The organism is uncultured Flavobacterium sp. (assembly GCF_963975005.1).
GTDB lineage: Bacteria > Bacteroidota > Bacteroidia > Flavobacteriales > Flavobacteriaceae > Flavobacterium.
Genome location: NZ_CAXBFR010000023.1, coordinates 1 through 23,166, shown reverse-complemented (window position 1 = coordinate 23,166; position 23,166 = coordinate 1). Strand labels below are relative to the sequence as shown.

At 30.4% G+C, this 23,166-nt stretch carries 21 protein-coding genes; 9 read left to right on the top strand and 12 right to left on the bottom strand.

Annotation, left to right across the window (positions count from 1 at the left end; genetic code table 11):
• Nucleotides 1–4 precede the first annotated feature (4 nt).
• The 4 genes from AACZ53_RS04675 to aspS form a co-directional block, all read right to left on the bottom strand.
• On the bottom strand, nt 5–1,270 hold the full coding sequence (locus AACZ53_RS04675; protein ID WP_339835168.1) for a Y-family DNA polymerase: 1,266 nt from the start codon (nt 1,268–1,270) through the stop codon (nt 5–7).
• A gap of 118 nt (nt 1,271–1,388) precedes the next feature.
• A complete protein-coding gene (locus tag AACZ53_RS04670; RefSeq protein ID WP_026717616.1) occupies nt 1,389–1,589 on the bottom strand; it encodes a cold shock domain-containing protein in 201 nt (66 codons plus the stop codon).
• A 76-nt stretch (nt 1,590–1,665) separates the two neighbouring features.
• Nucleotides 1,666–1,899 carry a hypothetical protein gene (locus AACZ53_RS04665; RefSeq protein WP_339835167.1) on the bottom strand — a complete coding sequence of 78 codons (234 nt, stop codon included), beginning with the start codon at nt 1,897–1,899 and terminating at the stop codon, nt 1,666–1,668.
• Complete coding sequence (aspS, locus tag AACZ53_RS04660) at nt 1,899–3,650, bottom strand: aspartate--tRNA ligase (RefSeq protein ID WP_339835166.1); 1,752 nt, start codon at nt 3,648–3,650, stop codon at nt 1,899–1,901. The genes AACZ53_RS04665 and aspS overlap by 1 nt, the downstream gene beginning before the upstream one ends.
• Before the next feature lie 135 nt (nt 3,651–3,785).
• Here aspS and AACZ53_RS04655 point away from each other — a divergent pair, with 135 nt between their 5' ends.
• Entirely contained in the window at nt 3,786–4,781 is a 996-nt protein-coding gene (locus AACZ53_RS04655) for a TlpA disulfide reductase family protein (RefSeq protein ID WP_339835165.1), read from the top strand.
• A 153-nt stretch (nt 4,782–4,934) separates the two neighbouring features.
• The gene (locus AACZ53_RS04650; RefSeq protein ID WP_026717613.1) at nt 4,935–5,279 is read left to right on the top strand and encodes a membrane-binding protein; all 345 of its coding nucleotides are present in this window, start codon (nt 4,935–4,937) and stop codon (nt 5,277–5,279) included.
• Nucleotides 5,280–5,777: 498 nt separating this feature from the next.
• Here AACZ53_RS04650 and AACZ53_RS04645 read toward each other — a convergent pair whose 3' ends face one another.
• Genes AACZ53_RS04645 through AACZ53_RS04635 form a run of 3 tightly spaced genes read right to left on the bottom strand, consistent with a single transcriptional unit; the run spans nt 5,778 to nt 14,100 of the window.
• The gene (locus AACZ53_RS04645) at nt 5,778–7,847 is read right to left on the bottom strand and encodes a M13 family metallopeptidase (protein ID WP_339835164.1); all 2,070 of its coding nucleotides are present in this window, start codon (nt 7,845–7,847) and stop codon (nt 5,778–5,780) included.
• Between the two features lie 3 nt (nt 7,848–7,850).
• Nucleotides 7,851–10,679, bottom strand: a complete 2,829-nt coding sequence (locus AACZ53_RS04640; protein ID WP_339835163.1) for a M4 family metallopeptidase — start codon at nt 10,677–10,679, stop codon at nt 7,851–7,853.
• A 25-nt stretch (nt 10,680–10,704) separates the two neighbouring features.
• Nucleotides 10,705–14,100 (bottom strand): T9SS type A sorting domain-containing protein, encoded by a 3,396-nt coding sequence (locus AACZ53_RS04635; protein ID WP_339835162.1) that lies wholly within the window; start codon nt 14,098–14,100, stop codon nt 10,705–10,707.
• A gap of 119 nt (nt 14,101–14,219) precedes the next feature.
• On the opposite strand from AACZ53_RS04635, the gene AACZ53_RS04630 reads away from it, so the two are divergent.
• From AACZ53_RS04630 to AACZ53_RS04615, 4 genes are all read left to right on the top strand, one after another.
• Nucleotides 14,220–14,915, top strand: a complete 696-nt coding sequence (locus AACZ53_RS04630) for an SCO family protein (RefSeq protein ID WP_339835161.1) — start codon at nt 14,220–14,222, stop codon at nt 14,913–14,915.
• Between the two features lie 88 nt (nt 14,916–15,003).
• Complete coding sequence (locus AACZ53_RS04625) at nt 15,004–15,237, top strand: FeoA family protein (RefSeq protein WP_026717609.1); 234 nt, start codon at nt 15,004–15,006, stop codon at nt 15,235–15,237.
• Between the two features lies 1 nt (nt 15,238).
• Nucleotides 15,239–17,356: a ferrous iron transport protein B gene (gene feoB / locus AACZ53_RS04620; RefSeq protein WP_339835160.1), complete on the top strand. Its 2,118-nt coding sequence runs from the start codon at nt 15,239–15,241 to the stop codon at nt 17,354–17,356.
• A gap of 1 nt (nt 17,357) precedes the next feature.
• Nucleotides 17,358–17,480, top strand: coding sequence for a FeoB-associated Cys-rich membrane protein (locus tag AACZ53_RS04615; RefSeq protein ID WP_338375993.1), 123 nt, complete (start codon nt 17,358–17,360; stop codon nt 17,478–17,480).
• A 16-nt stretch (nt 17,481–17,496) separates the two neighbouring features.
• Here the strand turns inward: AACZ53_RS04615 and AACZ53_RS04610 are convergent, their stop codons facing one another.
• Genes AACZ53_RS04610 through AACZ53_RS04590 form a run of 5 tightly spaced genes read right to left on the bottom strand, consistent with a single transcriptional unit; the run spans nt 17,497 to nt 20,643 of the window.
• Nucleotides 17,497–18,108 carry a porin family protein gene (locus AACZ53_RS04610; RefSeq protein WP_339835159.1) on the bottom strand — a complete coding sequence of 204 codons (612 nt, stop codon included), beginning with the start codon at nt 18,106–18,108 and terminating at the stop codon, nt 17,497–17,499.
• A 44-nt stretch (nt 18,109–18,152) separates the two neighbouring features.
• Nucleotides 18,153–18,719: a hypothetical protein gene (locus tag AACZ53_RS04605; protein ID WP_339835157.1), complete on the bottom strand. Its 567-nt coding sequence runs from the start codon at nt 18,717–18,719 to the stop codon at nt 18,153–18,155.
• 9 nt (nt 18,720–18,728) lie between these two features.
• The gene (locus tag AACZ53_RS04600) at nt 18,729–19,136 is read right to left on the bottom strand and encodes a hypothetical protein (RefSeq protein WP_339835155.1); all 408 of its coding nucleotides are present in this window, start codon (nt 19,134–19,136) and stop codon (nt 18,729–18,731) included.
• Nucleotides 19,137–19,174: 38 nt separating this feature from the next.
• Nucleotides 19,175–19,993: a ZIP family metal transporter gene (locus AACZ53_RS04595; protein ID WP_339835153.1), complete on the bottom strand. Its 819-nt coding sequence runs from the start codon at nt 19,991–19,993 to the stop codon at nt 19,175–19,177.
• 2 nt (nt 19,994–19,995) lie between these two features.
• The gene (locus tag AACZ53_RS04590) at nt 19,996–20,643 is read right to left on the bottom strand and encodes a metal-dependent transcriptional regulator (RefSeq protein WP_339835151.1); all 648 of its coding nucleotides are present in this window, start codon (nt 20,641–20,643) and stop codon (nt 19,996–19,998) included.
• Between the two features lie 82 nt (nt 20,644–20,725).
• Here AACZ53_RS04590 and AACZ53_RS04585 point away from each other — a divergent pair, with 82 nt between their 5' ends.
• From AACZ53_RS04585 to AACZ53_RS04575, 3 genes are all read left to right on the top strand, one after another.
• Nucleotides 20,726–21,469 (top strand): transporter, encoded by a 744-nt coding sequence (locus AACZ53_RS04585; RefSeq protein ID WP_339835149.1) that lies wholly within the window; start codon nt 20,726–20,728, stop codon nt 21,467–21,469.
• Nucleotides 21,469–22,605, top strand: coding sequence for a lycopene cyclase family protein (locus AACZ53_RS04580; RefSeq protein ID WP_339835147.1), 1,137 nt, complete (start codon nt 21,469–21,471; stop codon nt 22,603–22,605). The genes AACZ53_RS04585 and AACZ53_RS04580 overlap by 1 nt, the downstream gene beginning before the upstream one ends.
• 139 nt (nt 22,606–22,744) lie before the next feature.
• Nucleotides 22,745–23,155: a BrxA/BrxB family bacilliredoxin gene (locus tag AACZ53_RS04575; RefSeq protein WP_339835146.1), complete on the top strand. Its 411-nt coding sequence runs from the start codon at nt 22,745–22,747 to the stop codon at nt 23,153–23,155.
• The last annotated feature ends 11 nt before the right edge of the window (nt 23,156–23,166 follow it).

Below are 23,166 nucleotides of genomic sequence, written 5' to 3'. Positions count from 1 at the left end.
TCAGTTAACATTTTACTTCTAATATTTCCTTGAAGTTTGTTGTGTATTTTTTGGACAAATGATTTTGTTTCATTTTCCAAGTTCTTTGTAAGTCTTGATTGCCTAAACGTATTTTTCGTTCACCTGTTTTTCTGTGGAAATCATCTATAACTTTCATTAAAGCTTGATGTTTTGGGTTTTCTTCTTCAAATAAATGAAACTGTTTTTGGTTTTCGGGAATGATATCAGAAACAATAATTCCTGCTTTTTTGTAAATCTCACCTTCTTGAAAAAGATCTTTTAATAATTTTACAGCTAAATTACTTATGGTGATGCTCGAGTTACTAGCAAAAGGAATTGTTTCAAATTTATAAAAATTATAGCGGCTTCGTTCTACTTTGTGTTTGTCAATTCGTAAATATAGAATTACACTATGGCAACATGAATTTTGCTTGCGTAATTTTTCGGCACAAACGGTTGCAAAAGTAGATACGCGTTCTTTCATTTCATCAAAAGTTGAAATTGTTCCTTCAAAGCTTCTGGTGATGGCTATTTGTTTTTTTTGTGCAGGAGCGTCTTCTAGTAATAAAACAGATTTTCCTTCTAATTCATATTTTAAGCGTAAACCTACAATACCCATTTCTTTTTTGATATAACTTTCGTTATGAGGTAAAGTGAAATCATAAGCTGTAAAGATGTTTCTAGTTTGCATTTTTTTAGTCAATCGAAAACCGATACCCCAAACATCTTCAATTTTTGTCCATTTTAAAGCTTTGATGCGTTTTTCTTCGGTATCAATTACGTAAATTCCTTGTGTGCGTTCTTGGTATTTTTTAGCAATTTTATTAGCAACTTTAGAAAGTGCTTTAGTAGGAGCAAAGCCGATGCAAACAGGAATGCTTAGCCATTTATTAACTCTAGTTTTTATTTGAATTCCGTACTTGTGATAGTCTTCTATGTTCATTCCATCAAAGTTCATAAACGATTCGTCTATGCTATAAACTTCAATATTAGGAGTAAAACCTTCAAGAATTTTCATGACACGATTACTTAAATCGCCATATAGAGCATAATTGGAAGAAAAGACTTTGACGTTGTGTAGTTTTAATTCATTTCTAACTTTGAATTCGGGTGTGCCCATTTGTATGCCTAAATCTTTAGCTTCATAACTACGTGAAATAATGCATCCATCATTATTGGATAAAATAACAACAGGTTTTCCAACGTATTGTGGTTGAAAAACACGTTCGCAAGAAGCATAAAAATTATTACAATCGACTAGAGCATACATTTTACAAATTTAAAGCATATCCTTTCGAAATTTATAAAACGTACGTTAAAATTATGCACAAAAAAAACGCTCTGCAATGCAGAGCGTTTGTACTTGGGTAATCAAAAAATAATATATATTAGTCTTCGATAACTACAACTTGTGCAGCTACTTTACCTTTTCTACCTTCTTCTTCTTCGTAACTAACGCTTTCGCCTTCAGTTAATGATTCAACTCTCATCCCACTTGCGTGTACGAAAATGTCTTTTCCTGTTTCATCGTCTGTGATAAAACCGTAACCTTTTGATTCATTGAAGAACTTAACTTTTCCTGTTCTCATGTTGTAATATAAAAATAATTAATAATGCCCAAAGATAATTTTTTAATTGATATAAAAAAGGATTTCTCTAATAAATTTATTGATTTTCAGTATCTTCCTTTTTTTCGTCGCCTATTTTAAACATATAATCGTTTAGATTTTTATTCTTATATCTGTGATAAATGAATAGAGGCATCAAAACTAAAGCTAAAATTAAAATTCCAATCCCAATCCATTTGTCACCTTCTTCGCTACCACTATTTTTGTGATAATACCCAAAAACAATAAATCCGAAAACGATAAGTAAAAGTAATCTTAATATGTATTTCATTATTTCACGTCTAATTTAATATGCAATTCACTTAATTGCTTATCATCAATTTTACTAGGAGCATCAATCATTACATCTCTTCCTGAATTATTTTTAGGGAAAGCGATAAAATCACGAATTGTTTCTTGTCCTCCTAAAATAGACACTAACCGGTCTAGTCCGAAAGCTAATCCTCCGTGAGGTGGTGCTCCATATTCGAAAGCGTTCATTAAAAACCCGAATTGTGCTTCGGCTTCTTCTTTGCTAAATCCTAATAAATCAAACATTCTTGACTGTAATTCTCTATCGTGAATACGGATAGAACCACCACCAATTTCGTTACCATTTAAAACCATGTCATAAGCGTTTGCTCTTACTTTTCCTGGTTCTGTATCAATTAATTTAATATCTTCTGGTTTTGGTGAAGTAAATGGATGATGCATCGCATGATAACGACCACTTTCTTCATCCCATTCTAATAAAGGAAAATCTACAACCCAAAGAGGAGCAAACTCATCCGATTTACGTAAGCCTAAACGAGTAGCAACTTCCATTCTTAAAGCAGAAAGTTGAGTTCTAGTTTTATCGGCATTACCTGAAAGGATTAAAATTAAATCTCCAGCTTTTGCATTTGTTGCTTCAGCCCATTTTTTCAAATCTTCTTGGTCGTAGAATTTGTCTACTGATGATTTGAATGTGCCATCTTCTTCACATTTTACATATACCATTCCTGATGCACCTATTTGTGGACGTTTTACCCATTCGATTAAGGCATCAATTTCTTTTCTAGTGTAACTTGCACAACCTGGAGCAGCAATACCGACAACTAATTCAGCTGAATTAAAAACCCCAAATTCTTTATGTTGCGCTACTTCATTTAACTCACCAAATTTCATATCAAAGCGAATGTCTGGTTTGTCATTTCCGTAGGTTTTCATAGCGTAATCGTAGGTGATTCTTGGGAATTTCTCTACATCAACACCTTTAATCTCTTTTAATAAATGACGTGTCAAACCTTCAAACATATTTAAAATATCTTCTTGTTCCACAAATGCCATTTCACAGTCAATTTGAGTAAATTCAGGTTGTCTGTCTGCACGTAAATCTTCATCACGGAAACATTTTACAATCTGAAAATACTTATCCATTCCACCAACCATCAATAATTGCTTAAAAGTTTGAGGAGATTGAGGTAACGCATAAAATTGTCCTTCATTCATTCTACTTGGTACCACAAAATCTCTCGCTCCTTCTGGAGTAGATTTGATTAGGTAAGGGGTTTCAATATCACAAAAACCTTGGTCAGAAAGATATTTTCTAACTTCCATTGATACTTTGTGACGGAAAAGTAAATTATTTTTTACTGGATTTCTTCGGATGTCTAAGTAGCGGTATTTCATACGAATATCTTCACCACCATCAGTCTCATCTTCAATAGTAAAAGGTGGAACTTGTGCTTCGTTTAAAATGGTTAGTTCAGTCACTAAAATTTCAACATCACCAGTTGACATATTTGGGTTTTTAGAAACACGTTCAATAACAGTTCCTTTTATTTGAATTACAAATTCACGACCAAGTGATTTTGCTTTTTCAATTACGGCTTTGTCAGTTCTTTGTTCGTCAAAAATCAGTTGAGTAATTCCATAGCGATCTCTTAAATCTACCCATATCATAAACCCTTTATCTCTAGATTTTTGCACCCAACCAGCAAGGGCTACTTCTTTATTGATGTGTGAAGCATTTAATTCTCCACAATTGTGACTTCTATACATTGAAAAATATTTTTGCAAAAGTAATATAAAATTCAATTTGTGCCTCACTAATTTTTTTTTAAAAGTTGTGTTTTAACTTTTTTTTGATATTTTTTCGAATAAAAAATATAACTTTACGTAACTTAATTATACAACATGAAAAAATTAGCTTACTTATTATTGCTTTCATCTTTTGTGTCATTTGCACAAACTGAAAAGAAAAGTAGTATCAGATTTTCTGCAAAAATTGAAAATAGAAACAGTGATACCTTGACTATTTATGGACCAAATAGATTAAAACAAGCTATCCCTGTTAACAAAAAAGGTGTATTTGAAGCTTCTATAGAAACGACTGATGGAATTCATCAATTTTCTGATGGTGTTGAGTCTTCTTTAATGTATTTAAAAAATGGTGACGATTTGTCAATGACAATGAATACTAAAGAGTTTGACGAATCTATTGTTTACAAAGGGGTAGGTGCTGAAGAAAATAACTTTATGGTTCAAAAAGCTGTAAAAGACGAACAATTTGAATTGGCTACTTTTGATAAAGAAAGTGATGAGTTTAATGCAATGTTTGAAGCCAAAAAGAAATCTGATTTTGATTCTTTAGAAAACGGAAAATTAGATGAGACTTTTAAATTAAGTGTAAAGAAAATGATGACACAGCAATTTGCAAGTATGCAAAAAATTTATAAGGAAAATTTAAAAATAAAAAAACTTAACGGAAACCCTTCTCCAACTTTTGCCTATGAAAATCATAAAGGAGGCATTACAAAGTTGGAAGATTTTAGTGGAAAATATGTTTATATAGATGTTTGGGCTACTTGGTGTGCACCATGTAGAGCAGAAATTCCTTTTTTAAAAAAAATTGAGGAAAAATACCATGGCAAAAATATTGAATTTGTAAGTATTTCTGTTGATACAGATAAAGATCATGAAAAGTGGAAAAATTTGGTGACAGAAAAAAATCTAGGAGGAGTTCAATTATTTGCTGATAAAAATTGGATGTCAGATTTTATTAAAGCTTATGGAATCAATTCTATTCCAAGATTTATCTTAATTGGTCCAGATGGGAGTGTTGTAAATGCAAATGCAGATCGACCATCTTCTGAAAACTTAGATAAAGTTTTGAGTGAATTAGTTCAGTAATTTATTTTAGACTGTATAAAAGACCAGCAGAAATCTGTTGGTTTTTTTATGCTTATTTTTCCAATGTTACTAAATTGTTAAGAAAAAGTTTGTTTATTGTAAAATATTATATATATTTGTTATCAGAATATTAACCTATTAAAAGAAATGAAGATGAAAAAAGTAATAATTATGGCAGCATTGTTGATCTCAGGTGTTTTTTATGCACAAGAAGTTCAGCCTAAATATGAAGTAGTAGGAAACGAAGTTAAAGCAACATATTTTCACGATAACGGACAAGTTAAACAAGAAGGAAACTATTTAGCAGGTAAATTGCAAGGTAAATGGATTTCTTATAATGAAAATGGAAATAAAGTAGCTATTGGTGAGTATAATAATGGAATTAAAGTTGGAAAATGGTTCTTCTGGACTGATGATACTTTAAACGAAGTTGATTATACTGACAACAGAGTTGCTGATGTTAGAAAATGGTCTAAAGAAGCTTTAGTTAAAAACTAAAACTTAATTGGTTCCTTAAAAAAAAGCTCCTTGTGAAAACAAGGAGCTTTTTGATTTTATTACTAAATTTTTAGGCTATTTTCTGGAGCTGTCTTTATTTTGAGAAAGTAACATTTAATACTTTTGTTGAAGCAACAGATATAAATAAAGGGATATTATTATTGAAGAAGTCTATTAGCAAGATTTATGATTGGCTCGTAAAAATAATGGTTAAATTATTATTTGAAGTTGCTTGAAAAATCATGAAAATCAGATGGAAAATACGCAATAAATAAATTTAGACAGAAGAAAAATTAGTTCCATTTGAGAATAAATATTCTATAGAGGTTCTTATTCTGTTCGATTTTTATAGAAATAGTTTCAGCTAATTTGAGATTTAAAAAGATAGATTCTCAAAAGGAAGTTTTTTAATCGACACTTATAATAAAAGGGGTGAAAAGTATAATCTTTTCACCCCTTTTTACTATTTAATTAATTTTTAAATATTTAAAATGTTTATTACCAAATCTTAACTCTGTTTTCTGGAGCAATATACATTCCGTCTCCAACTTCAATATTGAATGCTTTGTAGAAAGCATCAACATTTTGTAAAGGCACATAAGATCTATATTGCGCTGGTGAATGTGGATCAGTTTTTACTTGATTTTTAATAGCCTCATCACGCATTTTACTTCTCCAAATTGTTGACCAAGAAATAAAGAAACGTTGTTCTGGTGTAAATCCATCAATTAAACCTGGATTACCATTTTGTTTTAAATAGATTTGTAAACCATCATAAGCAGCATTTACACCACCTAAATCTCCAATGTTTTCTCCTAAAGTAAATTTACCATCAACATAAATTCCAGGTAAAGGTTGTAAGTTTGAATATTGGTCAGCTAAAGCAGTTCCTAAACCTGTAAATTGAGCTAAATCTTCATCACTCCACCAATTTACTAAATTTCCATCTGCATCATATCTTGATCCAGAATCATCAAAACCATGAGAAATCTCGTGACCAATAACTGCTCCAATTCCACCATAATTTACGGCCTCATCAGCTCTGTAATCATAGAAAGGTGGCTGTAAAATGGCTGCTGGAAAAACAATTTCGTTGTTTGATGGATTAAAATAAGCATTCACTGTTTGTGGACTCATTCCCCATTCTGTTTTGTCAACAGGTTCCTTTAGCTTTTCAATATTTTTTTGGTGTGACCATTTTGCATATAGTCTAGAATTTTCAAAATAAGTTCCTCCTTTTTCTGGACTAACTACTTCTAAAGCTGAATAATCTTTCCACTTATCAGGATAACCAATTTTTACGGTTAACTTATTTAATTTTTCTTTTCCTTTTTCTTTAGTACCTTTTGTCATCCAAGGCAATCCGTCTATTCTATTTTCATATGCTTTCATTACATTAGCAATCATTGCTTCTGCTTTTGCTTTTGCTTCTGGTGGAAATTTTTTGGCAACATATAATTTTCCTAAAGCTTCACCCAATCTTCCGTTTACGGTTTGTAATGCTCTTTCGTCTGCTGGTCTTTGTTTAACAGCACCAGTTAATGTTTTTCCATAAAATTCCCAGTTAGCATTTTCAATTTCTGTTGAAAGTGAACCAGCAGAACCTCTTAATAAAGTCCATTTCATGTAAGCTTTCCAATCGGCTAATTGATTTTCTTTAAAAATAGTTTCTAGAGTTTCTAAATATTTTGGCTGTGAAACTACAATGGAATCCAATTTATCAATTCCGATAGTTTCAAGATAATTAGTCCAATTTACAGCAGGAACCATTTTTTGAAGTTCTACAACAGTCATTGGATTATAGGTCTTTCTTCTATCTCTTCTTTCAACTCTATCTAATGTAGCTATTGACATTTTAGTTTCTAATGCTAATATTTTTTCAGCATCAGATTTTGCTGAACCAGCAGATTGCCCTAAATATTGTAACATTCTAGCTGTATGTTCTTGGTATTTTTGACGTTTTTCAACATTATCAGGGGCATCTGAAACATAATAATCTCTATCTGGTAAACCTAAACTTCCAGTACCGACGTATACTACGTTTCTTTTACTATCTTTTGCATCTGTACTTACATAAACGCCAAAGAAGCCTAAATTAATTTCATCATCGAATTCTGCAATTAAATTTACAACTTCGTTTGCATTTTTTACAGCATCAATTTTAGCTAAATAGGGTTTTAAAGGCTCAATTCCTTGTTTGTCTCTTGCCAATGTATCTAAGACAGATTTGTATAAATTAATAGCTTTAGCTTGATCAGAATTTGGATCAATACTTTTGTCATTAATAGCTTCTTTAAGAATTGCCATAACGTCTTCGTCTGTGTTTTTACGAAGTTCATCAAAACTTCCCCAACGCGTTCTGTCAGCCGGAATTTCCGTATTATCCATCCAACTTCCATTAACATATCTAAAAAAATCATCAGAAGGTTTTACCGATTTATCCATGAAAGATGTATTAATTCCAACTGGATTTTCTTTTTTCATTACTTCTTGACTTGTTTTGCAAGAATAAAATGCTCCTGTTAAAAAAAGGAAGCTTAAACTTCCTTTTAAAATTTTATTATTCATATTTTATTGTTTAATAATTCTTTTAACGATTTGTTGATTATCTGCAACAATTTTTACAAAATAAACACCTAGTGATGCAGTTGATAAGTCAATTTTTGTTGATATATTTGAAGGAATAATATCTTTTTTAGATAAAATTATTTTACCTGTCAAATCATATACTTCAATTAAAGTTGGATTAGTTTTTCCTAAGTTAATATTAAAAATTCCATTTGAAGGATTAGGATAAATTGAAATTGTATTTAATTCGAAATTTTCATTAGACAAAACGCCACTAATTACAAAATCATCAATATTAACTCCTTTTTGATTGACGGCTTCATCAGAATGAAAGACAATTCTAAAAATCACATTTGATTGTCCCACTAATGAAGTTAATGGGTAAGAATAAGTTTTTAGTGTTGTGTCTGTTCCTGTCCATTGTGCACCAACACAATTATTACAATCGCTTCCTGTAGTTTGAGGAGTTCTGTTGCTGTTGTACCAATTAGTTCCCATTTGTCCTAATACAGACCAGTTTTGCCCCATATCTGTAGTGTATTGAACATAAACAATATCCCAATCTTGTTCTAAATCAAATTTCATAGCAAAACTTATTTGAGGACTAGATGCATTTGTAAGATTATAACATTGAGAAACTATATATGCTTTTTTCTGATCCACATAATTACCAGTTAAATTTGTAGTATATACTGTATTTCCTGATGAAGTCATTGGTCCCAAACCTTTTATTCCTCTAACCCAAATAGAAGTAGTTTCGTTTTGGTTATAAGTAATTAAGGCGTCTGATGAATTCGTAAAAGGATTAACTGTTCCTACAATTCCTGAGTCATTTACCAATAACAGAACAGATTTAGTATTGTTTTCAGGTCTTCCATCATTTATTATTGTTGAGGTTACATTCATTATATGTGCACCTCGTGATAATCCTGTAACAGATAACGGAAAGGTTGTTTCGTTACAAGGAGCTAGGTTTCCGTTCCATGTTTGGTTTACGGCTGTTCCACCATCAATTGTGTAAGAAATTGAAATAGTTGTTATAGCACTTAATCCTTGATTTTTGAGTTTTAAAACTGGTGCTAAACTTGCTCCACAAGAAATTGTATTTACACCTGTAATTGTTTGTAAAGCAATATCATTTGAAACAGCTACATACTGTTCTCCAACGTTTACTGCGTACCATGCATTTGTTACAGCAATTACCTCAGGACTATTGGCGCAATAAATTGTACTTGCCGCCTCAATTGTTGCGTTTCTTGCATCAGCATAGGTTGAATTTGGAGTTAAATAGTCTCTTTCTGCAATATATGCTATTTCAGATGCTTTTGTCATTCCAATTCCGGTCACATTGTAAACATCTGGTGTTGGAGCATTGTTTGTTCCAGATTTACCTGCTGTTAAAATATAAAACCAATGATTTAAAACTCCAGAATTTGTATGTACACCTCCACTATCTGCAGTTCCACTATACCAAAAATTTCCTAAATAAGTATCTGGATCTCCTTTAGAATTTGGGTTACTCATTGATCTAAAAGCATTTCCTAAATCTTCACCTATAAGCCAAATTGCATTTGGAATTGTAGCGGTCAAACCTCCTGTTCTTCCGTATTGTTCAATACAAGCGCCCCAGATATCAGAAAAACCTTCATTCATCGCTCCCGATTGATTTTGATATACTAAACCGGCAGTATAAGTACAAATAGCATGTCCTATTTCGTGACCACAAACATCAATTGAAGTTAATATATCTGAAGAACCACTACCATCACCATAGGTCATTGCAGCACCATTCCAAAAAGCGTTATTATAGTTAACATCGAAATGCACATAACTTTTAATTATAGCTCCGTTATTATCATAACTATTTCTACTAAAGATGTTGTTCCAAAAATCATATGTTTTTTCTGCACCCCAATGTGCATCTAATGCGCCATTATCCTTATTTGCATTATTATATTCGGCAGCAGTCCAATTGTTATCATTATCTGTAAAATCTACATCTTGGTAGACCGTTCCTTTTAGACAATTAAATGTTTTTATTCCATTTCCTCTAGTAGCATCTTGTAAAATATAATTTGAACCTGACAATGTAGCTTCGATTGGTCTGCTACCACTATATCTAGTTGCGGCAGTTCCTTGAACTAGTGGTTTAGAAATATTTAATTTTGAAAATGGTTTTTTTACTTCATTACTAGCGTTTATTTTATCAGCATGTTTGATGATAGGATTTGAAAATAGAATTTCTCCAGAATGTGCATCAACATACACTTCTTGTCTAGCTACTGGATTAATAGAGTAAATATCGTATTTATAAGCTAAGTGACTTTCTTCTGACAAGACATTTGGAAAAATAACTAATTCTCCTTCAGGTTTCTTATAATCCATTAAGTGCGATTGCTCATTATCTTCCCACATATATTTCAAAGCATTAACACTTTGTATTGCCTTGTTAAATGCTTGTTGTTTAGCTACAGTTGGAGTCGTATTTAATTGGTTTGTATTGTAAAGTTCTCCATTAACTAAATATACACCTTCATTATTAGTATGCGTAATAACTGTTCCAAATTCTATTTTTATATTGTTGTAAAATTGTTGAAATTTATCATGTTGAAAACCTCTTTCATCAATTGTCGAATATAATTTAGTGTATGAATAATTTTCATTTAAACTATATTCTTTTGAAAATAATTTAATTGCTGCATCAAAATTTGTATTTAATGTGTTTATTTTTAATGTTTTTTGATGTGCTTTTGCTTCTTGAAGATTATTTTTTTGTCCAAAAAACACAGCTGAATTTAACAACATCAGAAGACATATTATTTTTGTTTTCATATTTTTATTTTACTTGAAATGGGGTTTATTTTTTAATAATTCTTTTAACGATGTTTTGATTATTAGCATTTATCTTAACAAAATAAATACCTTGAGACGCATCTGATAAATTTATTGAAGTCTCGAAATTTCTAATTAAAAGATCTTTTTTAGATAAAATTATTTTACCTGTTAAATCATATACTTCAATAGAAGTTGGTTCTAAATCACCTAATGAAATATTAAAAACCCCTTCAGATGGATTTGGATAAACAGAGATGTTATTTAATTCAAAATTATTAGTTGATAAAACTCCAGTTATTACAAAGTCATCTATGTTAACACCTAATTGATTTACTGACTCATCACTATGAAAAACAATTCTAAAAATTACATTTGGTTGAGAACTAAGTGCATTTAAAGGATAAAGATAGGTTGTTAAATTAGTGTTTGTTCCAGTCCATTGACCTCCTGGGCAATTTTGACAATCATTTGATGAACCAGATGATGCATTAGTTCTGTTACTATTGTACCAATTTGGCCCTTGTTGTCCTAAAAGCGACCAATTTTGACCAAAATCAGTTGAATATTCAACATAAACTATATCCCAATTCTCTTCTAGATGATATTTCATCGTGAATTGAATTTGAGGATTTGTAATGTTTGTTAAATTATAACATTGAGAAACTATGTATGATTTTACTCCGTCAGGATAATTACCAGTTAAATTTGTAGTATAAACGGTATTTCCTCCTGTAGACATTGGGCCTATACCTTTAATTCCTCTTTCCCATTGTGAACCATTTGAACTTGCATTATAAGTTATTAACTCATCTGAAGTATTAGTGAATTCATTGGTTTGGCCTACAATTCCTGCATCATTAATATAAAAAGTAATCAGACTTGAATTGTTATCTGAGTAAGCGTCATTTGGAGTTGTTGAAGTTGCATTCATAGTGTGAACACCTCTTGATAAAGTCTGAGAAGGTAATGAAACAAGTGTTGTTTGTCCAGAAGTTATGTTTCCATTCCAAGTATATGTATTAGCACTTCCATCAATATCATAATTGATGGTAACTACGGTGATTGCGTTTGTTCCATTGTTTTCAACTTGTATTTGCGGAACAATTGTATTTCCGCAATTAATATCGATATTGTTTGGGTTTTGTATAGCAATAAGTTTAATATCAGTTGCGGGCACTTGAACAGGAATATTAGTTTGCCAAATTCCTCTTCCATAAGTAGCCGCAATTAATATATTGTCTTCTAAATTGATTTCTAAATCTGTAACTGAAACGTTTGGCAAATTTGTATCAAATGCTTCCCAAGCCGTCATACTGTCATCAATATAGTAAACTCCTAAACTTGTACCTAAATATAATGGATTGTCTGTATTACGCCCTTGATGAACAATTGTGTTCTTCCCAATATTTGGTAAACCTGTAGAAAAATTCGTGAATGTACTACCTCCATTTAAAGATTTTAATGTCTGTCCTGAAGTTCCTGAAGTTACTAGATAAACTATATTACTGTTCGTAGAATGAACATCAATTGCTGTAATTGTTCCAGATGCTGAGTATGAAAGTGTAAAATTGATTCCTTTATCTGTACTTTTATACAAAGAAGAACCATTTGTCACATACATAATATTATCATTTGAAGGGTCAATGGCAATTAACTCCATATTTCCATTTCCTAAACTATTAGTATTTTGTTGAACCCATGAAGAACCATTTAATTTATATAATCCATTGTAACCAGAAAAGACCTCTCCAATTGAATTAATCATTAATGGAGTAACCCAATTTCCACTTACACCAGTAGGCGAACTTACACTAGATCCAAGTGAGTTTCCTGCATTGTTGCTAATGTACATGTTTCCTCCATTTTGAATAAAGCCATAGTACAAATTTTGGTTTACTGGACTAATTGCTGCATCCATTCCATCTGCGCCATAATAATTTTTCCAAGCACCGTTGCTAAAGGCATGACCACCGTTGTCCTGTAATCCTCCCACAATATTTGCAGAAGTTTGTTTAGAAACGGCAACTTTATAAAACTGGCTTATTTGTGCTCCTGAAGTTTTGTCCGTAAAAACAATACCTCCATTATCTGAAACATAAACCCCTCCATCGCTACCACAATATAATTTTCCACCATGAAAACCTAAATAATGAATATCAGCGTGTGTGTATGAAGCCGCGCTAGGAGAGCTCCAATTGTTAATTTTAGTAAAAGTAGTTCCTCCATTGGAGGATTTCCAAACGTTTAAACAACCAGTGTATACTTCGTTTTCATTTGTATTTGATACTGCTAACGCTAAGTCATACCAAGACTGTGTTGATTCAAATATATCTGTTGATGTTCCAGATACGTTAGACCAGCTAGTTCCTCCATTAGTAGATTTATAAAGCCCTTGTAAAGTAGCTGAACTTGTTGCACTTAAAATATAAATATAATTTGAATTTGCTGCTGTAACATCTAATAATAGTCTTCCTGAAGTAAAAGGTAATCCTGTAGTAATTATACTAAAAGTACTTCCGGTATTAGTTGATTTAAAAAATCTATTATTAGAAACTGCATAAACTGTTGAAGGGTCATTAGGATTTAATCTTATAGAACCTTGGGAGAAGTTTCCCGATTGAACAACTGTCCAACTTGTTCCTGCATCTGTTGTTCTATATAAACCCACACTTGTAGCGCACCATAAAATTTGATTATTTGTTGGATGTATTAAAATATCTCCTGCCAAAGTAGAAGTATTTGTAAATGTCAATCCAGTTGTATTCCATGTTAAACCTCCATCAATTGATTTCATAACACCAATAGAATAAGTGTCTGAAGAATCTTTATCACCAGTTGCAATGTAAATGGTGTTAGAGTTAGAATAATCAATTGCAATACCAGACACTCCAATTTGAGGTAAATTATCTGATAATGCAGACCAAGTTGAACCAGAGTCAATAGACTTCCATATTCCACCTGCAGGTGTGCCAATATATATAGTGGTAGGGTTTGAAGGGTCAACATGTACAATGTTTACTCTACCTTGTCCAGATGACCAAGAACCTGTATTTAAATGAGAAAAAGGACCAACAGGTTGCCAATTACTAACGGGTAAAGACTGTGTGCTTTTATTTGTTTCAGCTGTTTTTTTTTGATTAAATGCAGCCCACATTTCCTCTGGAGTTATTTTATTTCCATTGACATCAACTTTATTTTGCCAATGGTATTCCCATCGCATAAAAGGTTTATAACCCGAACCCTTTTTGTTTTTGTCATGAGTCAACCAATAGTTGTCAAAAGATTGTTTTAACTCTTCTATTGATAAGTTTCCTTGTTTTGCTCCTTCATTGTTTTTAAGCCATGGTGCAGAAGCGTTATACTGTGAATGTCCTAGTAAGGAAATTAACATAGTAAATATGATAATTGTTTTTTTCATTGTAAAAATTTGAATAGCTAACAAATATATACAAAGAAATTAATAAAAATTAATTTTTAACATCTGTTTGTTAGATATATAACATTATTTTCTAAACGTTTTGTATTTTTGCAAAAAAAATGATTTCAATATTTAAAAAATATAAAACATTTATATTTATATTTTTAGGGGTTTCAATTCTTATTTTCATAGGTATTTATACTTTATTACAACCTCAAAAAACGCTACCTATTTTTACTCCAAGGGATGTTAATCCTCAGTTAGTTGACTCAACTATTCAACATGTTGGTTATAATCATAGAATTGCTGATTTTAAATTTACTAATCAAAACGGAATAATAATTACGCAAGATGATTATAAAGACAAAATTTATGTAGCCGAGTTTTTCTTTACTACTTGTCCAACAATATGCCCAATTATGACAGATAATTTGGTTTGGCTTCAAGATAAAATAAAAAGCATGCCCGATGTTCTTATACTTTCACACAGTGTCACTCCAGATATTGACAGTGTTCCGGTTTTAAAAAAATATGCCCTTGAAAAAGGAGTTGTTGATAGCAAGTGGAATTTAGTCACAGGAAACAAAAAAGATATTTATTATATTGCAAGAAAATCGTATTTAGCTGTTGAAACTGGAAAACCAGAAGAATTGTATGATATGGTTCACACAGAAAACCTTGTTCTTATTGATAAAAAAGGAAGAATAAGAGGCTTTTATGATGGAACAAATCTTGACAAACCTACCGAAGACGGAACAAAAAATGTAACTCAGCTTTTTGAAGACATTAAATGGCTTTCAGAAATTGAAAAATAAAACCTCGCAGAAAGTTAAAATATGATAATTATCAGGATTAATCAGTATTAAATTTTTACTTTTGTATTTTAATTCAATCTAAATAAGCGTGGAAATTAATTTATCACAACTTAAAAAAGGTGAAAGAGCAACTATTATAGACTTTAACATTGAAGAAATTCCGTTAAAGCTACTAGAAATGGGATGCTTGCCTGGTAACAGTATAGAATTAATTCAAATTGCACCTCTCGGAGATCCATTATACTATTGTATTAATGACGCTCATGTAGCAATTCGCTTAGAAACAGCTATAGAAATTAGCATTATAAAAGAGCAAATTTAATATGGCTCAAAAAAACATCAAAGTTGCTTTAATAGGAAATCCTAATGTGGGGAAAACATCAGTTTTTAACCAACTAACAGGTTTAAACCAACAAGTAGGAAATTATCCTGGAATTACGGTCGAAAAAAAACAAGGTTTTGCTAAACTATCTAATGATGTTCGAGCAAAAATTATTGATTTACCTGGAACATATAGTTTAAATGCAAGTTCGATTGACGAAAATGTAGTCATCGAATTATTGTTAAATAAAAAAGATGAAGATTTTCCTGATGTTGCAGTAGTTGTAACTGAAGTAGAAAACTTAAAACGTAATTTACTGCTTTTTACCCAAATTAAAGATTTAGAAATTCCAGCTATTTTAGTCATCAATATGAGTGACAGAATGAAGTTAAAAGGAATTGAACTAGATATTCCGTTTTTAGAACAAGAATTAAAAACTAAAATTGCTTTAGTAAGTTCAAGAAAAAAAATCGGAATTGATACTTTAAAAAACTTAATTCTAAATTATGAAGATTTATCTATTGAACCTTGCTTAAACGCTTCCTCAATTGATCCAGAATATTTTGAAAAATTAAGAAAAACATTTCCAAATCAACTATTGTATAAACTTTGGTTGGTTATTACGCAAGATGTAAATTTCTTGAATTTAGAACGAAATGAAATTAAAAATTCATTTACAAAATCACATTCGGATTTAAAAAGATTACAACAAAAAGAAACTATCAAACGCTACCAATTTATAAATGACACCTTAAAAATAGGTCAAAAAATTGACAAATCTAAAGCATCAGGTATTCAATCAAAATTAGACAGAATACTTACTCATAAAGTCTTTGGATACGTTATTTTCTTCTTTATTTTATTTGCGATTTTTCAATCTATTTTTGAATGGTCAACCATTCCGATGGATTTTATTGATGAATCTTTTGCCCATTTTTCAAACTATACTAAGACAAATTTACCAGTAGGAAAATTTACTGATTTAATTAGTGAAGGAATTATTCCAGGAATTGGTGGAATTGTTATTTTTATTCCACAAATAGCCTTTTTATTTCTATTTATTTCTGTTTTAGAAGAAAGCGGTTATATGAGTCGCGTTGTGTTTTTGATGGATAAAATCATGCGTAGATTTGGTTTGTCAGGAAAAAGTATTGTGCCTTTAATTTCAGGAACTGCTTGTGCGATTCCTGCCATAATGAGTGCTAGAAACATTGAAAATTGGAAAGAAAGATTAATCACAATTTTAGTAACACCATTTACTACTTGTTCCGCTAGATTGCCAGTTTATGCCATTATAATATCCTTAATAATTCCAGAAGAAAAAGTTTTAGGTTTCTTAAGTTTACAAGGTTTAGCCTTAATGTTGCTTTATTTAATTGGTTTCTTTATGGCCATTTTTTCATCTTGGTTGTTAGATAAATTCTTAAAATTGAGTTGCAAAACTTACTTTGTGGTTGAAATGCCGAGTTATAAAATCCCAATGTTTAAAAATGTTGCAATCAATGTGTTAGAAAAAACAAAAGCATTCGTTTTTGGTGCTGGAAAAATCATTTTAGCCTTATCGGTTATTCTCTGGTTTTTAGGTTCTCATGGTCCAACAAAAGATTTTGATAATGCAGAGCAAATAGTTGAAAAAGATATTTTAGCCAATAATTTAGTTTTAGAACCAAGTTTGATCGAAACTAAAGTCAATACTTACAGGTTAGAACATTCTTATATTGGAATTGTAGGCAAAGCCATTGAACCAGCGATAAAGCCTTTAGGTTATGATTGGAAAATCGGAATTGCAGTTGTCACATCATTTGCTGCGAGGGAAGTTTTTGTAGGAACATTAGCAACAATTTATAGCGTTGGTGGAAACGACGATGAAGATGATATGCAAAATACCATTAAAAAAAGAATGCAAGCTGAAATTAATCCTGTAACAGGTGAAAAAGTTTTTAATTTTGCTACTGGAATTTCTTTATTGTTGTTTTATGCTTTTGCTATGCAATGTATTAGTACCTTGGCTATTGTAAAAAAAGAAACCAATTCATGGAAATGGCCTATAATTCAACTTGTGGTTATGAGTGGATTTGCTTATATTGTGGCTTTAATTGCTTATCAAATTTTAAAATAATATGCAAGAAATTTTAGTTTATATTGCCCTTTTTATAGCTGTTGGATTTTTAGTAAAAAAATTTTTCTGGAAAAAATCTGCCAAGAAATCAAAATCTTGTGGTGATGATTGTGCTTGTCATTAAAGTTTTTAAAAAAGTCTTAATTTGAATTTATTAATCTCTCTAAATCTAAATTTAATGAGATGTTGGCTCCAAAAAACTGACTTTTTCTATCATTATCAAATTTAACAAATGGAGCAATATCATATTCGATTTTTGTTTGTAGATCGATAAATTTAAAAATTCTATATCCAAAACCTAGTTGGGCGCCATAGATAAAAGTTTCAAAATCATCTTTTACATCTTCATTATCTAATGTTACTTTTGTTAGAAATGCTATTTTTGGACCTAAAAGCATATAAAAACCTTTTCTATATTCTTGTCCAAAATCATATTTCAAATTTGGATTTATTTCAAAAAAGGAAAAATTAAATTTATCTTCTGAGGTTAAAAAAGATGATGATGATTTAAAATAAGCTTCTTTCTTATTAATTATTATTTCTGTCTTTAAACCTAAATTATCTGTAAATTGATATTCTAAATATGCTCCAAAATTAACGGTGTTGTTTTTATCAGTAACAAAATGATATCTTCCATTATTGTTTCCTATTTCATAAAAAGCATAACCAATTATTGGTCCATAAGAAATGTTTTGAGCTTTAATTAAATTTGATGCAAAAAAAATAAAACAGATAATTACTACTTTTTTCATTGTATGAAAATTTATATAGTAAAAAAACAAATGTATAAATTAATTTACTCCAACTTAACCTTAAACAATGCTTTTTCTTCAAATTTTATGGAAGTCTCTACCAAATTTCCTAAATCAATATATTTAATTATATTTTTTTTTGAAATTTGAGCTTCTTTATTTTTAATTGATTTTAAAATCCTTTCTTTATCTTTTCTAACTGAAATACTATCAAGTTCAATCCAACTAAATAAAAAATCTAATCTGTTTAAATTTTCAAAATTTTTCTTTTCAACTTTTGAAATCTTAATAATCTCATTTGGATAAAGAACATGAAATTTAAATTTATAATTATTTGGAAAATGTCCATAACGAGTAATCCAAATTTTTCTGTCTATCAAGGCAATTAAATTGTCTACATATGAATTTCCTATTTCAATTTTGGAAATTAAAAGTGGACTTTCAGATAAGTTTTTGAACTCGACTACACAATTTATCAAGCTATCGTTCTGTTCATATATAGTGTGACTTACTTCATAAATAGTAGATTCATAAGTGCTTTTTTCAGATATAATATTTTGTGAATATCCAAAAAATGTAAATAAAAAAAAGATAATTATATTTTTCTTCATATTTAAAATTTACTCCAACTCAACCTTCAATACATAATCCTTCAATTCAATAGTTTGACCCTCTTTTTTTATAGGTTGAACCAGAATATCTTTTACTTTTTTATCTAATGAAATGTATTCAGAAAAGAACTGTTTGTTTTGTTCCAACTTTTTATTATTGATGGAAAGCGTTTCTGATTTCTCTAGTTTATGATTTTTGTAAATTTCAAGTTCCAACTGAACTTCCCCAGCCCAAATACAAGTTACTCCTTCAGGACAACGAGAATCTGAAATTATTTTGGAAATTTTCATTTCATAATCATTCCCAACTTTATTCAAGGTGTTTGAGTTGATAAGAATTTCGTTTTCGCTTGCAACTTGTTTTGAAGCACAACTTATGAAAATAAATAGAGCTACAATTGGTGTGAAGTATTTCATTTGTATAAAAGTTTATTTCTCAAAGTTACACAAAGTTTTTATCCTAAAGCAACATCCAAAGTCATCATTACAATAAATCCACCAATAAACCCTAAAGTGGCAATATCAGTGTTTTTCTCTAATTGTGTTTCTGGGATTACTTCTTCAACAACCACATAAATCATCGCACCAGCAGCAAAAGCTAAAGCATAAGGCAATATTGGTGTAAAAAACATTACAGCTGCAGCTCCTAAAACTCCAGCAATTGGTTCTACTAAAGCAGAAGCTTGTCCATACATAAAACTTTTTCTTCGGCTCATTCCCATTCTACGCAATGGCATAGAAACTGCAATTCCTTCAGGAAAATTCTGAATTCCAATTCCGATCGCCAAAGTAACTGCTCCAGCAATAGAGGCTTCTGGAATTCCAGCGGCAACTCCACCAAACAAAACACCAACCGCTAATCCTTCTGGAATATTATGCAAAGTAATGGCTAATGTTAATAGAGTAGTTCGTTGCCAAGGTGATTTTATTCCTTCAGTTTCTTTAAAATTGATATGTAAATGAGGCAACGTTTTGTCTAAAGCAAAAATAAATAACGCTCCTAAAGCAAATCCAACAGCTGCTGGAATTACCTTTATAAATCCCTCACCACCACTCATTTCTATTGATGGTGCTAATAAGCTCCAAAAACTCGCAGCAACCATAACTCCACCCGTAAAACCAAGCATTCCATCAAAAAATGTTCGGTTCATTCCTTTAAAAAAGAATACAAATGAAGCTCCTAAAGCGGTTACAAACCAAGTGAACATTGTTGCATAAAAAGCAGCCAAAATTGGATCAATGTTTTCTAAATAAGTTAATACATCTTGAAACATAATTATTGTACGTATAAGTTAGTAGCTATTTTATCTGATATCGTAATTTTTTTATCGTTAATTTCAACTTGAAGAATATCGTCGAAAGTGTCTTTTTCTAAAATTTTAAAAGTTGAACCTAAAGCAATTTTTTGTTTGTCTAAATATTGTAAAAATTCAGCTGATGAATCTTTAACACCAACGCATTTATAAGAAACATTAATTTTGGCATCAGACAAAAGTTGTTTTTGAACTTTTTTAATTTCGCCATTGGCGTTCGGAATTGGATCACCATGTGGATCAAAATCTGGAAAATTAAGGAAAGCATCTAATTTATCTATCAATTTTTCAGATTGAATGTGTTCTAGTTCTTCTGCAATTTCATGGACTTCATCCCAAGTAAAATTTAATTTTTCTACCAAAAAAACTTCCCACAAACGATGTTTTCTAACAATCATTTTTGCATTTAAAGTACCTTGCTCCGTTAAAGAAGCACCTTGATATTTTTTATAGATTACTAAATCTTTTTCCGATAATTTCTTCAACATATCAGTTACAGAAGATGCTTTTGTTTCAAGCATTCCAGCAATTGCATTGGTATTAACTCCTTTTGGAGAAACCACTGATAAATGATAAATTACCTTCAAATAATTCTCTTCTGAAGTAGTCATTCTTTTAAATTTTATACAAATATATAAATTTTTATTTTGATTCACATAATTATATTTTTAGTTTTGCCTAAAAATAATATTTATGAAGCCTAAAATTTATTTATTCACTTTGTTTTTAACTGGAATACTTTATGCTCAAGAAAATGAATCTATTCAAACGGATAGACCAGATCAAACAGAAACACCAGCTTTAACTCCTTTAAAAATGCTACAAGTTGAAACAGGATTCAGTGCCAAAAAAACAAATAACGATGCATCTAGTTTCGTACTTCCGAGTGTTTTGTGGAAATATGGAATTTCAGATAATTTCGAATTAAGATTAATTACAGAATTTGCAAACAACAAATCCTATTCAACTAGAACTTCAGGAATGAATCCAGTTTTGATTGGTTTTAAAGCAAAAATTATTGAAGAAAATGGAATCATTCCTCAAACTTCAATAATTGGTCATTTAGCTTTACCAAATGTGAGTTCCACTAAATTTAAATTGGATTATTTAGCGCCACAATTTCGATTTGCAATACAACACACACTAACAGAAAAAATCGCATTGAGTTATAATTTAGGAAGTGAATGGGATGGTTTTACAGCAGAACCATCTTTTATTTATTCTTTGGCAACGGGTTATTCAATTACAGAAAAAGTAGAAACTTATGTTGAAATTTTTGGATTTGCACCTCAAAATCAAAAATCAAATCATAACTTTGACGGAGGATTTACATATTTAGTATCAAATAATGCCATGATTGATGTTTCAGGTGGAATTGGTTTAACCGAAAATGCACCCAAATATTATTTCGCGCTTGGTTTTTCTTTTAGAATTTAATGAAACACTACAATTACATTTTTACAGGAACTGGATTAGCTGCTTTAATGACAGTTTACGAAATGATTTTGTCGAAAAAACTAGAAGACAAATCGATTCTTTTAATTGACAGTGATGCTAAAAAAACCAATGATAGAACTTGGTGTTTTTGGGATGATTCAAACAGTTTTGAAGAAATAATTTCTAAAGAATGGAAAAACACTCTTTTTGCTAATGAAAATTTTCAAAAGAAACTAAATATTGAGCCTTATCACTATAAAATGATTCTAGGTTTAGATTTGTATAATTTTGTTTTTGGTGAAATTTCAAAAAATAAAAACATTCATTTTTTACAAGAGAAAGTAGTTGATTTTTCAGATTTAGGCGATCACTGTTTGGTTAAAACGAAACAAAATGCCTTTACTTGCAAAAAAGTTTTTAACTCTATTTTTAATCCAACTTTAGTAACTTCCCAAAAAAAACATCCCTTATTACAACAGCATTTTATAGGTTGGTTTATAAAAAGTAAAGAACCTGTTTTTGATAAAAATGCAGCAACTTTTATGGATTTTTCAGTCAATCAGAAAGGGAATACTCGTTTTATGTATGTTTTACCAACTTCTAAAAATCAAGCTTTAATTGAATACACTTTGTTTTCAAAAGACTTACTTTCCAAAAAAGAATATGAAGATGAAATTGAATTGTACATCAAAAAATTAGGCATAACAGAATATGAAATTATTGAAAAAGAACAAGGAAATATTCCTATGACAAGTTATCCCTTTTGGGAAAATAATTCAAAAAACATAATAAACATAGGGTCTGCTGGTGGTTGGACAAAAGCAAGTACAGGTTTTACGTTTAAAAATGTCACCAAAAAATCAAAGCAATTGGTTTCTTTTCTCAATGCTGATTCAGATTTTACTAAATTTCATAAAAAAGACAAATTTTGGTTTTATGATTTACTTTTTATTGATGTTTTATTCAAAGACAATTCAATCGGGGCGAAATTATTTTCAGGATTATTTAAAGATCAAAATTCAGGTTTGATTTTGAGATTTTTAGATGAAGAGACTTCTTTATTTGAAGATTTGAAAGTGATTTTAAAATGTCCAAAAGTTCCTTTTATGAAAGCTTTGTTTAGAAGAGTTTTTTAATAGAAGATCATCTATAACATAATAATTAAATTTTATAGTTTCTTTAAAATAATTCTTTAAAAATCATTGTATCTTTGCACTTGAATAAATAATCGGAAAATCTTTAACTCAGAATATCCGAACATCTAAATCAAAAATTATGTATCCAGAAGAAATGGTTAAACCAATGCGTGCTGAATTAAATGACGCTGGTTTTCAAGATTTATATAGTGCTGACGAAGTAAAAAATGCAATACAATCAGAAGGAACTACTTTAGTAGTTGTGAATTCAGTTTGTGGTTGTGCTGCAAGAAATGCTCGTCCAGGTGCTAAAATGAGTTTAGAAGGGGCTAAAAAACCTTCAAAATTAGTCACTGTATTTGCAGGTGTTGATAAAGATGCTGTTGATGCGGCAAGAGAGCAAATGTTCCCTTTTCCTCCTTCATCACCAAGTATAGCATTATTTAAAAACGGTGAGTTAGTTCATATGTTAGAACGTCATCACATTGAAGGTCGTCCAGCTGAATTAATTGCAGAAAACTTACAAGACGCTTACAACGAACATTGTTAATGAATTTTCAT